At 38.6% G+C, this 14,740-nt stretch carries 16 protein-coding genes; 13 read left to right on the top strand and 3 right to left on the bottom strand.

Annotation, left to right across the window (positions count from 1 at the left end):
- The first annotated feature begins 3 nt into the window (after positions 1-3).
- The 11 genes from IGI50_RS10370 (at position 4) to IGI50_RS10320 (ending at position 7,986) form a co-directional block, all read left to right on the top strand.
- Entirely contained in the window at positions 4-693 is a 690-nt protein-coding gene (locus IGI50_RS10370; protein WP_010746016.1) for an amino acid ABC transporter permease, read from the top strand.
- Positions 694-711: 18 nt separating this feature from the next.
- Complete coding sequence (locus IGI50_RS10365; RefSeq protein ID WP_010746017.1) at positions 712-1,446, top strand: amino acid ABC transporter ATP-binding protein; 735 nt, start codon at positions 712-714, stop codon at positions 1,444-1,446.
- Between the two features lie 127 nt (positions 1,447-1,573).
- Positions 1,574-2,098, top strand: a complete 525-nt coding sequence (locus tag IGI50_RS10360; RefSeq protein WP_010746018.1) for a YqeG family HAD IIIA-type phosphatase — start codon at positions 1,574-1,576, stop codon at positions 2,096-2,098.
- A complete protein-coding gene (gene yqeH, locus IGI50_RS10355; RefSeq protein ID WP_010746019.1) occupies positions 2,099-3,208 on the top strand; it encodes a ribosome biogenesis GTPase YqeH in 1,110 nt (369 codons plus the stop codon). It begins immediately after the preceding gene.
- Positions 3,209-3,238: 30 nt separating this feature from the next.
- Positions 3,239-3,550, top strand: coding sequence for a ribosome assembly RNA-binding protein YhbY (yhbY, locus tag IGI50_RS10350; RefSeq protein ID WP_010746020.1), 312 nt, complete (start codon positions 3,239-3,241; stop codon positions 3,548-3,550).
- Between the two features lie 86 nt (positions 3,551-3,636).
- The gene (locus tag IGI50_RS10345; protein ID WP_376713204.1) at positions 3,637-4,221 is read left to right on the top strand and encodes a nicotinate-nucleotide adenylyltransferase; all 585 of its coding nucleotides are present in this window, start codon (positions 3,637-3,639) and stop codon (positions 4,219-4,221) included.
- Positions 4,211-4,807: a bis(5'-nucleosyl)-tetraphosphatase (symmetrical) YqeK gene (gene yqeK, locus IGI50_RS10340; protein WP_218257361.1), complete on the top strand. Its 597-nt coding sequence runs from the start codon at positions 4,211-4,213 to the stop codon at positions 4,805-4,807. The genes IGI50_RS10345 and yqeK overlap by 11 nt, the downstream gene beginning before the upstream one ends.
- Positions 4,808-4,882: 75 nt before the next feature.
- Positions 4,883-5,239, top strand: a complete 357-nt coding sequence (gene rsfS, locus IGI50_RS10335) for a ribosome silencing factor (RefSeq protein WP_278758301.1) — start codon at positions 4,883-4,885, stop codon at positions 5,237-5,239.
- Complete coding sequence (locus tag IGI50_RS10330; protein ID WP_311855359.1) at positions 5,239-5,967, top strand: class I SAM-dependent DNA methyltransferase; 729 nt, start codon at positions 5,239-5,241, stop codon at positions 5,965-5,967. Before rsfS ends, IGI50_RS10330 begins: the two co-directional genes overlap by 1 nt.
- 88 nt (positions 5,968-6,055) lie before the next feature.
- Positions 6,056-7,195 (top strand): nucleotidyltransferase, encoded by a 1,140-nt coding sequence (locus IGI50_RS10325; protein ID WP_311855360.1) that lies wholly within the window; start codon positions 6,056-6,058, stop codon positions 7,193-7,195.
- A 71-nt stretch (positions 7,196-7,266) separates the two neighbouring features.
- Positions 7,267-7,986, top strand: coding sequence for a YebC/PmpR family DNA-binding transcriptional regulator (locus IGI50_RS10320; protein WP_218255996.1), 720 nt, complete (start codon positions 7,267-7,269; stop codon positions 7,984-7,986).
- 57 nt (positions 7,987-8,043) lie between these two features.
- Here IGI50_RS10320 and helD read toward each other — a convergent pair whose 3' ends face one another.
- From helD to IGI50_RS10305, 3 genes are all read right to left on the bottom strand, one after another.
- A complete protein-coding gene (gene helD / locus IGI50_RS10315) occupies positions 8,044-10,326 on the bottom strand; it encodes an RNA polymerase recycling motor HelD (protein ID WP_438776894.1) in 2,283 nt (760 codons plus the stop codon).
- Positions 10,327-10,455: 129 nt separating this feature from the next.
- Entirely contained in the window at positions 10,456-11,322 is an 867-nt protein-coding gene (locus IGI50_RS10310; protein ID WP_222225588.1) for a VOC family protein, read from the bottom strand.
- Positions 11,323-11,339: 17 nt separating this feature from the next.
- Positions 11,340-11,750, bottom strand: a complete 411-nt coding sequence (locus IGI50_RS10305; RefSeq protein ID WP_218255990.1) for a VOC family protein — start codon at positions 11,748-11,750, stop codon at positions 11,340-11,342.
- A gap of 192 nt (positions 11,751-11,942) precedes the next feature.
- Here IGI50_RS10305 and IGI50_RS10300 point away from each other — a divergent pair, with 192 nt between their 5' ends.
- Together IGI50_RS10300 and thrS are read left to right on the top strand one after the other, a co-directional pair.
- Positions 11,943-12,119, top strand: a complete 177-nt coding sequence (locus IGI50_RS10300) for a 2-hydroxymuconate tautomerase (protein ID WP_010746030.1) — start codon at positions 11,943-11,945, stop codon at positions 12,117-12,119.
- A gap of 314 nt (positions 12,120-12,433) precedes the next feature.
- The gene (gene thrS, locus IGI50_RS10295; protein ID WP_438776893.1) at positions 12,434-14,374 is read left to right on the top strand and encodes a threonine--tRNA ligase; all 1,941 of its coding nucleotides are present in this window, start codon (positions 12,434-12,436) and stop codon (positions 14,372-14,374) included.
- The last annotated feature ends 366 nt before the right edge of the window (positions 14,375-14,740 follow it).

The raw sequence follows: 14,740 nt of genomic DNA, 5'->3' as shown, positions 1-14,740 counted from the left end.
GTTTTGGACTTTTCTTTTTTAGATAAATACTTATCTTACTTCGTTTCAGGAGCGGGAATCACAGTGATTATCTCGCTTGTGACAGTTTGTTTAGGGACTTTAATAGGATTGGCTATGGCTCTTTTAAAGCTGTCTAAACATAAACCTTTAAACTGGTTAGCAAATATCTATATCGAAGTGCTTCGCGGTACTCCGATGTTGCTGCAAATCACGATTGGGTTTCTGATTTTACAGGGATTTTTCCCATCTACTGATTTGAACGTCGGTGTATTGACCGTTGGTTTAAATCGTTTAATTCCAGGTATGATTGTTTTATCCTTGAATTCTGGAGCATATGTTGCGGAAATCATTCGTGGGGGAATCACAGCTGTAAACTTCGGACAAACCGAGGCAGCTCATTCATTAGGACTGCGTCCATCTCAAACAATGCGCTATGTGATTTTACCACAAGCGTTAAGAAACATTTTACCGCCTTTAGGGAATGAATTTATTACTTTGATTAAAGATTCTTCTCTACTTGCAACGATAGGAATTAACGAATTAATGGGATCCGCTCAAATCGTTGTTTCTAATTCCTATATTCCATTGGAACCCTTAATTGTCGCTGCGGTTGTTTATTTCGTGATGACCTTCATCACTTCCCGCTTAGTGAACTTATGGGAGAAAAAACTTGGAAAAGGGTATCAGCGATAAGGAGCAGAGGTGAGTAAAATGACAGAAGCATTGATTCAAATTGAACATTTAAATAAAAAATTTGGTGATAACGAGGTTCTTAAAGACATTTCAGCAGAGATCACACCTGGAGAAGTTGTTGTAATTATCGGACCATCTGGATCTGGGAAAAGTACGTTTTTACGTTGCGTTAATTTATTAGAGGTTCCTACTTCTGGTACGATCAGGTTTGAAGGAACCGATATTACAGATAAAAAGAACGATATTTTCAAGACGAGAGAAAAGATGGGTATGGTGTTTCAACAGTTTAATTTATTTCCTAATATGACTGTTTTAGATAACATTACCTTGTCCCCTATTAAAGTTAAAGGAATGGCTAAACCTGAGGCAGAAAAAATAGCTAAAGAGCTGTTGGAAAAAGTTGGTTTGTCTGAAAAAGCGACTGCTTATCCGCAATCTTTATCCGGAGGACAACAGCAACGGATTGCTATTGCTCGAGCATTAGCGATGCAACCAGATGTCATGCTTTTTGATGAACCAACTTCTGCGCTTGATCCTGAAATGGTTGGGGATGTTCTGCAAGTAATGCAGCAATTGGCTAAAGAAGGAATGACGATGATGATCGTTACCCATGAAATGGGTTTTGCTAAAGAGGTGGGAGATAGGGTAATTTTTATGGACGGTGGAGTAATCGTTGAAGAAGGCACTCCTGAAGAAGTTTTCGATCATACTAAGAATCCTAGAACTATCGATTTCTTATCAAAAGTATTATAAAATTAGTAAGACTAGGCGAAGAAAGCCTAGTCTTTTTTTAAACCTTTGTACCCAAATGTAGAGTTTTCAAAAAATTTGCGTTATAATCAGGTTTTGTAGAAGTATAAATAAAGTTATAGGAGTTGCCATGTTAGATAAATTCAAACCAACGTGGATGGTCGAAGCCATTTATCAAATAACCCCGGAACAATTGAAGGCTCACGGATTTAAAGCAGTGTTAACGGATTTGGATAATACGCTAATTGCTTGGAACAATCCGAATGGGACAAAAGAGCTGATTGATTGGCTAAAAATGATGGATGAAGCAGGAATTCCTGTGGTTGTTGTATCAAATAATAAAGCCAGTCGGGTCGCGAAGGCTTTAGAAAGCTTTCAATTAGATTTTGTTTCACGGGCAATGAAACCTTTTTCTGTAGGAATAAAAAATGCGCAGAAACAATTAGGCGTTTCTAAAGATGAGATTGTTATGATTGGCGACCAAGTAATGACAGATATTCGCGGGGCAAGCGCAGCAGGAATCCGTAGTATTCTTGTTCGACCGATTCTTGATACAGATGGATGGAATACGCGGATCAATCGATTTTTTGAACGTCGTGTCATGCATATTTTATTGCGCAAAGACCCTGAAATGAAATGGAAGAGTGAATTATAAATGGAAGAAGAATTATTTTGTATCGGTTGTGGCGCGAAGATTCAGACCGAGCATCCGAATGAATTAGGTTATACTCCGCAGTCAGCTTTAGAAAAGGGCTTAGCAAATGGTGAAGTTTATTGTCAACGCTGCTTCCGCTTGCGCCACTACAATGAAATTCAAGATGTATCATTAACGGATGATGATTTTTTACGTTTGCTGAATGAGCTTGGAAAAGCAGACGCGTTGATTGTGAATGTGGTGGATATTTTTGATTTTAATGGTTCACTGATTCCAGGCTTACATCGATTTGTTGGTGATAACCCAGTCCTATTAGTTGGGAACAAGGTTGATTTGCTGCCTAAGTCCTTAAAGCGAGGTCGCCTAACTCAATGGATGCGTGAACGTGCCCACGAGGAAGGGCTGCGCCCAGTGGATATTTTATTAACGAGTGCACGCAAAGCAAATGAAATGGCCGAACTATTAGAGAAAATTGAAGAGTACCGGGATGGTCGCGATGTATATGTAGTTGGTGTGACAAATGTAGGCAAGTCAACATTGATTAATCAAATCATCAAACAAACCGCTGGTGTACAAGATTTAATTACGACCTCTCAGTTTCCTGGAACGACATTGGATAAGATAGAAATTCCACTGGATGATGGTCATTATCTTTTTGACACTCCAGGAATTATTCATCGTCATCAGATGGCTCATTATCTTGGAAAAAAAGATTTGAAAATTATTGCGCCCCATAAAGAAATTAAACCAAAAGTTTACCAGTTAAATGCTGGTCAAACGTTATTCTTAGGTGGATTGGCTCGATTTGACTTTATTCAGGGAGAGCGCGCATCCTTTATTGCCTATGTGTCAAATGACATTGATCCGCATCGAACAAAATTAGAAAAAGCGGATGCCTTTTATGAGAAGCACGTTGGAGGATTATTGCAGCCGCCACGTCCAGATGAGGTAGAAGATTTTCCAGAGTTAGTTCGCTTTGAATTTTCAATTAAAGAAAAAACCGATATTGTTTTTGCTGGATTAGGCTGGGTAACCGTATCAAAACCAGCAGTAGTCGCTGGCTGGGCACCAAAGGGTGTAGATGTTTTGACCCGAAAAGCATTGGTCTAAAAACTTTCATCTAAAATAAGGGGAGTATTAATGAAACTAAGAGGAAAACAAAAACGTTTCTTGCGTAGTCAGGCACATCACTTACAACCGATTTTCCAAATTGGAAAAAACGGGATGAATGAGGCAGCAATTGTTCAAATTGCTGAAGCGTTGGAGAAAAGAGAATTAATAAAAATTAATTTATTACAAAATACTGATGAGATTGCTGAAGATGTAGCACATGTTTTAGAAGAAAAGATCCATTGCCAGATTGTTCAAATTATTGGACGTGTATTAGTATTGTACAAGGCTTCAAGTAAAGAAAAATATCAAAAGATTTCAAAAGAAGTTCAAAGTATCTAAACAATGATTGATCAAAAATTAAGGGGGAGTAACCGTTGTATCAGGATGTCTTAACGATTCCAAAAGTTGAATCACTAACAGATACTATGCTGCCAAAGAAGCAGGTAGGACTGCTAGGGGGGAATTTTAATCCTATCCATCACGCGCACCTAATGATCGCTGAGCAGGTGGGACAAAAAATGGGATTTGATGAAGTACACCTGTTGCCGAGTTATTTACCGCCGCATGTGGATGAAAAGAAGACTATTGATAGCGAGCATCGACTTGCGATGGTCAAGCTGGCAATTGAAGATAATCCTTTTTTGTCAGTGGATACTAGAGAACTGGCTCGAAAAGGGAAAAGCTATACCTTTGATACAATGCTAGAGTTAACCACAGAAAATCCAGATACGGAGTATTATTTTATCATTGGTGGAGACGAAGTAGCCTATCTGCCTAAGTGGCACCGGATTGATGAGCTTGTGCGTATCGTCAACTTCGTAGGGGTTAAACGGGCCGGCTATGCACTAGAGAGCCCATACCCAATTATTTGGGTAGATGTTCCAGAGATACAGCTGTCTTCATCCTACATTCGAAAGCAAGTGAATCAGGGATGCTCTATTCGGTATCTGGTACCAGATCGTGTACGAGAGTATATTGCGGAAGAAGGATTGTATCTTGATGAAGTATAGTGATAGATATACAGTAATGGATCGTGAGGCATTGATGCAAGCCGTTCAAATGCGAATGAGTGAGCGACGTTTTAAACATGTGTTGGGTGTAGAAGAAACTGCGATTGCTTTGGCAGAGCAGTTTGGTGAATCGCCAGAAAAAGCGAGTATCGCTGCCTTAACCCATGATTATGCTAAGGAACGTTCAGATGAAGAATTCCAACTTGCGATTGAACGAGGAAATTACGCAAATAAAACAGAGCTATTAAAATATGGTAACGCTATTTGGCACGGTCTTGTTGGTGCGGAGTTTGTGGCTCGTGAGCTGAATATTTCAGATGAGGAAATATTAAATGCGATCCGTCTCCACACAACGGGAGCGGCAGAGATGACGTTGTTAGATAAAATAATTTACGTGGCAGATTATATTGAACCAGGGAGATCTTTCCCTGGTGTTGAAGATGCACGTGTGATTGCTTTGAGGGATTTAGATCAGGCAGTCGCATTTGAAACAAAACATACGCTGGCTCATTTAATTGAGGCGGAGAATCCAGTCTATCCGAAAACAATTGAAACGTATAATCGGTGGGTTGCTGGGATAAAATAATGATTGAATGAAGCAACTAAGTATTCTAGTTGTTTAGAAGAATGTCGTATGGTATGAAAAATAAGGAGGAGAATTATCATAGATAGTAAAAATATGTTAGAAATCGCCGTTAAAGCAGCTGATTCAAAGCGAGCAGTTGATATTGTGGCATTAAACGTTTCAAAGGTATCATTATTGGCGGATTATTTCATGATTTGTTCAGCAAACTCTGATCGTCAAATCAATGCTATTGTAGATGAAATCGTTGATAAAGAGGAAGAGGCGCAAGTAGAAGTTAAACGTATTGAAGGAAAAGATGGCGGTAAATGGGTCTTGATTGACTTAGGTGATGTAATTGTCCATGTATTTAGCACGTCAGAGCGCGAATTTTATAATTTAGAAAAACTGTGGTCAGATGCACCACTTGAAAATATCGAGGCTTGGTTAGACTAATGGCTTATGAAACATTTGCTTTTGTTTATGACGAGGTGATGGATGATTCTTTATATCAGCAATGGTTGGATTTTTCATTGCGTCATCTACCCAAAGAAACCAATCAACTATTAGAATTAGCTTGTGGGACTGGTGCATTAGCAGTAGAATTTGCAAAAAAGGATTTTGACGTGACTGGTTTAGATTTATCAGAAGAAATGCTGACACTTGCCAATGACCGTGCTCTTCAAGAGGGGGTTGCAGTCAATTGGATTGCTGGAGATATGCTGGATTTAACGGATATTGGAAGCTATCATGCTGTAACCTGTTTCTCTGATTCTCTTTGCTATATGCAGGATGCCTCACAAGTTAAGCAAGTTTTTGAAGGGGTCTATCAGTTGTTGAAGGAAGCAGGAACATTTATTTTTGACGTTCATTCAACTTACCAAATTGACACGATCTTTCCTGAATATAGTTATCACGATCAGACTGAGGATTTTGCCTTTTTATGGGATAGCTATCCTGGCGATTCGGACCACAGTATTGAACACTTTTTGACTTTTTTTGTAAAACAGGAAGAGGAGATATTTGAGCGGTTTGATGAATTGCACAAAGAGAGAACCTATCCTTTAGATATGTATCAAAAAATGCTTACTGAGGTTGGATTTAAAGTGGAAGTCTTCGCAGATTTTATGGATGAATATCCAAATGAAAAAAGCAAACGTTGGTTTTTTGTTTGTAATAAGTAACCGAGAGAAATCTCGGTTTTTTTGTGAATTTTTTATTGAGAGAATGTACAGAATAGCAAGTAAATGATAGTAAGTGAGGAGTCGAAAAATGCGAAGTTGCGGAATCGTTGTTGAGTACAACCCATTTCATAATGGACACCGTTATCATGCAGAAAAAGCACGAGAATTAAGCGGTGCGGATATTGTTGTTGCAGTGATGAGTGGTAACTTTCTACAAAGAGGTGAGCCTGCAATCACTGACAAATGGTCTCGTGCAGCAGCGGCATTAGAGAATGGGGTTGACCTCGTGGTCGAGCTACCTTTTTCATGGGCAGTTCAATCTGCAGACTATTTTGCTAAGGGAAGCATTAAATTATTGCAGGCACTCAAGTGTAATGCGCTCTGTTTTGGCACAGATAATGAACACCAATTTGACTATGCGGATTATGGACGCTTCTTTATTGAGGAGAAGCCTGCTATTGATCAATTATTTCATGAGTTACCAATTGGATGGAGTTATCCTGAAAAAATGGCAGAGGTGGTTTCACAGCTCTATCCGAAGGCGCAGAATTTTCCACCCAATCATATTTTAGGACTGAGCTATGCGAAGGAAAATGCGTTGTATGCACAACCGATGGAAATTTTTCCTTTAGCTAGGATGGATCAAGGCTATCACGACGAGTCATTAATCATGGATCAGTTTGCAAGTGCTACAGGAATCCGACATGCAGTATTCGCAGGCGAGGATATATCCGCTTTTGTTCCTAATAAGACGTTGGAAGAGTTACGAAATACGCAAATATCGTGGTCAGATTTCTGGCCCTACTTAAATTATCAACTTCGTGCAAACTCCTTAAGCGACCTTCGAGAAATCTATCAAATGAGAGAAGGGGTTGAGCATCGTTTAATCGAGCAGGAAGCGGCCAGCTTTTCAGAATACCTGCAGCTAATTAGTACCAAACGATATACTCAGCCACGATTACAGCGACTTTTGACCTATGTTTTGTTGCAGATCAAAGAAACAGAAATAATCGCTGAGCAAGAAAACTCAATGCTTCATATATTAGGTTTTACTGAAAAGGGTCAAGCGTATCTAAACAAACGAAAAAAACAGTTTACTTTACCGATTGCAGCAAAAATTGGTCAAAAAGAAAAAGAGAAACATTTTTTGACTTATCGTGCCGATCAGATCTATCAATTGATCCATCCACAAGAACAAACAATTGGACGATTTCCTATTCAAGCATAAAAATACTTTCCAAAGCTTAAATGAGCCGTTATAATGAGAAAGTATGAAATTAACGAAAGAGAAGTGAAAACATGGGACGTAAATGGGCGAATATCGTAGCAAAAAAGACTGCGAAAGATGCAAATAACAGTAAAATTTACGCTAAATTTGGAATCGAGATTTATGCAGCAGCAAAATCAGGTGAACCTGATCCGCATGCAAATCAAAAATTACGTTTCGTAATCGAACGTGCTAAAACGTATAATGTGCCAAAACATATTATTGATCGCGCAATTGAAAAAGCGAAGGGGTCAGGAGACGAAACTTTCCAAGAATTACGTTATGAAGGCTTTGGCCCTAATGGTTCAATGGTAATTGTTGATGCCTTAACGAATAATGTAAACCGGACAGCATCAGACGTTCGTGCAGCATTTGGCAAGAACGGTGGAAATATGGGTGTCTCTGGTGCAGTTGCTTATATGTTTGACAACACTGCGTTATTCGGCTTCTCAGGTGAAGATGCAGATGAAATTTTAGAATATCTGATGGACAAGGAAATTGATGTTCGTGATGTTGTGGATGAAGAGGGTCAAGTTATCGTTTACGGAGAACCCGAAGACTTCAATGCAATTCAAGAAGCTTTAAAAGAAAAAGGGATCACAGAATTTTCAGTCGCAGAAATGCAAATGATTCCACAAAACGAAGTAACTTTAACTGGGGAAGATTTAGAAAAATTTGAAAAGATGATCGATGTGTTGGATGAACTAGAAGATGTTCAACAGGTCTATCACAATGTTGAGTTAGAAGACTAGCTTATAAAAAAACCATTCAACTCTAATAAGAGCTGAATGGTTTTTTATTAAAGCTTTCTATTCGAAAGAAGTCTGTACATATAAGTTTTCGGGAATTGTTTCTAGTAAAGGACTTTTCTTTCCAATGACTAAAAGATTCAGTTCGTGCATCGCACGAGTACAAACGGTGTAAAGAATTAATTTATCTTGCTCTGTGTAATAATTCTCTGGTGAGACGTTCCAAGCAAAGACACGATCAAATTCTAACCCTTTTGCTAAATAAGTGGGAATAATAATCAGACTTTTCTTCATAAAATCTTCTTCATCAGTCAACAACTGTACGTGATCTTTTTGTTCGGAGGTCAATTGATCATAAAGCGTCTGACATTCTTCGACTGTTTTTGCGATAATAGCTGTGCGCCAGTATTTAGCTAGTTCGGCTGTTTCGTCAATTTGATGAATTAACCCATCAATCATTTGACGTGTTTCATTCGCATAATAAACTTTTGGTAGGTCGCCAACTCGTGCAGTTAATTCAACTCGATTTTCTTGAGTCAGAAACTGATTTGCAAAATGAGTGATTTCTTCCGTCGAACGATAACTAGTCGTTAATTCAAAATGCGTCAAAGCTTGATCAGGAAAAATTTCTTCTAAGGAATGAACCATGCTTTCATTACCAAAGACCTTTTGGTTTAAATCGCCGCACAACGTATAGGTTGCTCTTGGATATAAATGACGTAGCAAAGCCACCTGGGCTGGAGAGAAATCCTGCATTTCATCAATAAAAATGAAGCGAGCCTTTTGTTTTACGTCGAGTGGATGAATGGACTTCATCAGAAGAAACAGCAAGGTCCCGTCTTCTAAACTGATATCTTTTCGCTTGAAGTCCTTTAATAGCTCTTCAAGCATAGTTTTCCAATTACCCTCTGTCAATTGATAATCTGCTAATAAACGTTTCGGCAGGCTTTGCAAAAAATGCAAGTATTGCTTCGCATAATTAATGAATCCGAAACGATTGATTTGTCTGCGGAGTGGTCGCAATTTCTTTCGGACGACTTTCTGTGCCATTTGCCGACGCAAACGACGTTCAGCCTTTTCTGAATCTTCCATATCGGGATTATTAATAAAGACAGCGTCAACTAACTCATCCGCTGCTTTTTTGACCCAGTCTTTTTTCATTTCGTCTTTTTCTAAGCCGCCTAATTTTTTTAACAATTTCGTTTGCAACAACTGCATTCGTTGATACATCGGTAATTCAGGATTAGCCTCTTGATACCAACTGCGGATTTGTCGTTTTGAGATTAAAACATCTTGATTTAGCTTGAGGTCACGAAATAATGGGCCCAAGTCAGCGATTCGGTCAACATATTTATACAATTCCTGAACAATTGCAAAACTACTTTTTGCTCGCAGTACTCGATCATCTTGTCCAGAAAGAAAGACTTCTTCGTGGCTTTCTTCGGTATGAATATGATACATAGGTAATAGCGCGCCCAAAAAAGTTTTAAAGGTTTCTGTTGGTATGCCGCTTTCTCCCAATGAGGGTAAGACAGTTGAAATATAATCTGAAAAAATGTGGTTAGGGGAGAACAATAAGACCTGTTCATTCTCTAACCATTTTCGGTTGTGATAAAGCAGATAAGCAACTCGTTGAAGCAAAGCTGAGGTTTTTCCACTGCCGGCAATTCCTTCAACAACTAAAACCTTACTTCTCGTATCACGAATGATTTCGTTTTGCGAACGCTGGATCGTTGCTACAATATTTTTCATATGGTTTGAAGAGGCTTCATCTAAGATTTCCAATAAGAAATCGTCATTAATCGCTTCTGAGGTATCAACCATCGATAGTATTTGCCCCTCACGAATTTTGAATTGCCGCTTCAATAATAATTCGATAGGAATAATCGCATCATGAGCTTCGTATTCTGTCTGGCCGAGTGTTCCTTCATAGTAGAGATTCGCGATAGGTGCCCGCCAGTCGATTACGACCGTTTCTTCTTGTGTATCTCTCAAAGAAGCGATACCTAAATAAAGCGTCTCAGCCTCTTGATCCTCTTTAAAATCGATGCGCGCGAAATAAGGATTTTCTCCCATCAATTTCAACACTCTTTGACGTTTTTCTTGTGAAGCGAATGTTTGATAGCGTAAAAGCAGCTCTGCTTCGTGCTGTCGTGTATCAGCCATGGTTTCAGCTAATGCCTCAAAGGAACCACCTTGAATTCTTTGACCAGCATTTTCTAACATATCTGTATCAAATTTTGATTTGGTTTCTTTTTTTTGGCTGTCCAAAAAAGCAATTTCCTGTTGAATCAAAGCGCTTGTTTGCTGGACGTGCTCTTGTTCGTACTCTCTCGCGTTCATTGAGCATCCCCCTTTATTTTTACGTCAACTGTTTATAACAGCATAATAGTATAGCACATAAGAGTAAGGAGAGGCAAAAGGAGAGTTTGCGCAAAAAAAAGAGGAGGGTTCTCCTCTTTTTTGATGAAATCAAAGAATACCGTCATGAGCGCGTTTGATCCTAGCAAGATCAATTTTTTTCATTTTGTACATCTCTTCCGTGGCACGTCGAGCTTTTTCCAAATTTGAATCATTCGTCCACGCCAACAGGTCATTGTTAACAGTTTGCCAAGAAACACCATAACGGTCTTCCATCCAACCGCATGGCCATTCTTTTCCATTCTTAGTGATTAAGTTCCACACATGATCAATGTCTGCTTGATCGTTAAAATAAAAGTAAAAGGAATTTCCCATGGAAAAGTCAAAGGCGTGTTTTTCAGGGCTATCCATGATAATCAAATCGTGACCCCGAAGCTGAAAGCCAGAGGCACGTAAACGGTCATCTTTTCCTTTTATAACGAAAGTCTGCTTTCCGCCGAAAGTTGTGATCCATTCATCGATAGCCGCTTGAGCCAATCCATAATTTTTATTCGCAAACATAATGCAGGGAATAATCGTCTGTAAGCTCTCTCCCAAGCGAACCTGCCAAGAAACCCCATAGCGGTCATTCGTCCAACCAAATTTGCCAAGCTCAGGATAGTCAGTCAAAGCCATCAAAGTTTCACCGCTCTGATTCAATTGTTTCCAAACGTCATTGAGTTGCTTTTCGTTTTCACAGTTAACAACATAAGAAATGGCAGGAGTTGGTTCGAAATCCGGTCCGCCATTCAATAAAAGAAATTCAGTGCCTGCTAATTCTAAAGTAACGGTTAACAAGTCGCCAATCGTACCGTGTTCATTACTAATAAAATGAGTTTCATTCTTTTTCTTGCTGTCTTCAAATGTTTTCATATAAAAGTCAGCTGCTTCAGCTAACTGACCATCAAACCAGAGACAACAGCCAAATTGCTGTTCCATGACTACTCAACCTTCCTTCAATAAAGATTAATATGCCAAATGACACCATATGGATCTTTTACCATGCCATACAATTTTGCCCAAAATGTTTTTTCAAGTGGTAATAGGATCACTCCGTTTTTTGCCAATTGTAGAAAAATATCTGATGCCTCTTCTTCGGTGGAGGCATTAAAAACTAAAGCAATATTATTTCCAATAGTTATTGGTGGGGCTAATCCTTCAGGACTGTCAGAGATCATCATCGTTGTATCGTTAATTATCAAGCTTGAATTCATCACCAACTTCTTTATTGATTCATCTATCGGATGCTCATCATCCTGAGGCATATCTCCAAAAGTCATAATTTTAGCAGGTTCTGTTTTAAACACATTTTCGTAAAACATAATAGCTTCTGCTGCTTGATCTTTAAAGTGCAAATAAATGTCCATGATAATTCCTCCCATCTTATGCATATACTCTACCATGAAGAGAAGGCTTTCAATAACAATTCGACTTGAAAATATAGGTAATTATTGTATTCATTCGGTTGAAACCAGAAATGGGTTTGCTCTCTCTTTTTATTCTTACTTATGATAAAATATGAAACGATAGAACTATATAAATCAAAGGAGCGATTTGTTATGCCATTTGTTCACATTGAGTTAGTCGAAGGAAGAACAGAAGAACAATTAACGAAAATGGTGGAAGAAGTAACGGAAGCAGTCTCAAGAACTGCCGGAGCACCTAAAGAGAATATCCATGTAATCATTAATGAAATGCAAAAAGGAAAATATGCGCAAGGTGGCAAGTGGAAATAATTCATATTATACTTGCAATTCAAATCAATAAGTGTTTATAATGACTTTGTAATTGATTGATGAAGAAAGACACCTGAACTTGGAGGCTGTTTAACAGAGAGGAAAAGCATGGCTGAAACTTTTCCAGACAAGCACAAGGAATGACCACTTTCTGAGACTTCTGCATAAATGCAGAGGCGGACAGCGCCGTTATCGCTTGTGAGGAGCAGAAACTCTGCTCAAAGATTAGGTGGAACCACGTTTATTCGTCCTAGTACCGTTTTCGGTACTAGGACTTTTTTTATCAATCAAAACAAACAAGGGGGAATTACAGGATGGTAAAAATTTCATTTCCAGACGGATCTACAAAAGAGTTTAACAATGGTATTACTGGCTTAGAAATTGCAAAAAGTATTTCCAGTTCATTAGCCAAAAAAGCATTAGCTGTTGTGGTAAACGGTGAGCTAGAAGATTTGAATCGAGCAATCGAAGAAGACGCGGACTTAAAAATCATCACTGAAAAGGATGAAGAAGCTTTGCCACTTGTTCGTCATTCAAGTGCACACTTAATGGCACAAGCAATTCGTCGCTTATTCCCAAATATGCATTTCGGTGTCGGTCCAGCCATTGAGTCCGGTTTCTATTATGATACGGATAATGGTGAAGGCGCACAAATTAGTGAGGAAGATTTCCCAGCAATTGAAAAAGAAATGAAGAAGATTATCAAAGAAAATCTGCCGATTGAGCGTAAAGTGATGAGTCGACAAGAAGCTTTAGATTTCTTCAGTTATGACCCTTATAAGGTAGAGTTGATCACGGATCTACCTGAAGACGAAGTCATCACAGCCTATACACAAGGCGAGTTCACTGACTTATGCCGTGGACCACATGTACCATCAACTGGGAAAATCAAGATTTTTAAATTATTATCTGTCGCAGGTGCTTATTGGCGAGGAAATTCTGACAATAAAATGATGCAGCGTGTTTATGGAACAGCATTCTTTAATCAAGCAGATTTGGATCATTTCTTAAAAATGCGTGAAGAAGCCAAAGAACGTGATCATCGTAAACTAGGAAAAGAATTAGACCTATTTATGATTTCACAAGAAGTTGGTTCGGGACTTCCATTCTGGCTGCCAAAAGGGGCAACGATTCGCCGTATCATTGAACGTTACATTGTTGATAAAGAAATCTCAATGGGATATGAGCATGTCTATACACCAGTCTTGGCTGATACAGGCCTATATAAAACATCTGGACACTGGGATCATTATAAGGAAGATATGTTCCCAATCATGGACATGGGAGACGGGGAAGAATCATTAGTTTTACGTCCAATGAACTGTCCACACCACATGATGATTTACAAAAATCATATTCACTCATACCGTGAATTGCCAATTCGCTTAGCTGAACTTGGAATGGATCATCGGTATGAAAAATCTGGAGCTTTGTCTGGTCTACAACGTGTTCGTGAAATGACAATGAATGATGCACACATTTTTGTTCGTCCAGACCAAATAAAAGAAGAATTCCGTCGTACATTAGACTTAATCTTAGAAGTATACAAAGATTTCGGCTTCGAGGATTATCGTTTCCGATTAAGCTATCGGGATCCTGAAAATACTGAAAAGTATTTTGATGATGATGAAATGTGGGAAACTTCTCAAGGGCTGTTAAAAGAAGTAATGGATGAATCTGGTTTTGATTACTTTGAAGCGGATGGAGAAGCAGCCTTCTATGGACCTAAATTGGACGTTCAAGTTTTAACTGCAATTGGAACAGAAGAAACACTTTCGACAATTCAATTTGACTTCTTGTTACCAGAGCGTTTCGATTTAACATATATTGGTGAAGATGGAAAAGAACATCGTCCGGTGGTTGTTCACCGTAGTGTCGTTTCAACAATGGAACGATTCACTGCCTATTTGATTGAACAATACAAAGGAGCCTTTCCAACATGGTTAGCACCTGAACAAGTAGCGATTTTACCAGTATCACCAGAGCATCACGGAGACTATGCTTATGAAGTAAAAGATCGTCTAGTTCGTGAAGGCGTTCGTGTCGAAGTTGATGATCGTAACGAGAAACTTGGCTACAAGATTCGTCAAGCACAAACACAAAAAATTCCTTATCTATTAGTTATTGGAGATAAAGAAGTTGAGAGTGCTTCAGTAAATGTTCGTCGTTATGGTAGTGAAGAGCAAGAAGCCCAAGATTTGAATATGTTTGTTGAAGCAATTAAGGATGATATCGACAATTTAAGTCGTAATTAAGCTGAAGCGGTGAGTTCTCTCACCGCTTTCTTTTTTGGACTTATACGTTAAGTGAATACATAAAAACGATTCATTTGTGGAAAACTTTTTAAAAAAAATGCGTAATACTCAACTTCTAAACCAATAAAGTTTTCCACAGGCAAATCGAAAAGTGATTGTTTCACGTAAAATGTGTTTTTGATCTAATAAGAACCCACATTTTACGCAAAAAAAGTTAAGCTAATAAAATTTTTTCATTATCGTGTGAAACACTTTGGCATTTTGAATAGGAAAGAGTATAAAGTTATTAAACTATGGTAAAGGAAGGACGAATAATCCTTTTGAAAAAACTGTTTTTCGGCTACAATAAGACAAGTAACTGTCAAA

The organism is Enterococcus sp. DIV0170 (genome assembly GCF_051710765.1).
GTDB lineage: Bacteria > Bacillota > Bacilli > Lactobacillales > Enterococcaceae > Enterococcus_A > Enterococcus_A raffinosus.
This window is presented reverse-complemented; position numbering and strand designations above follow the sequence as displayed.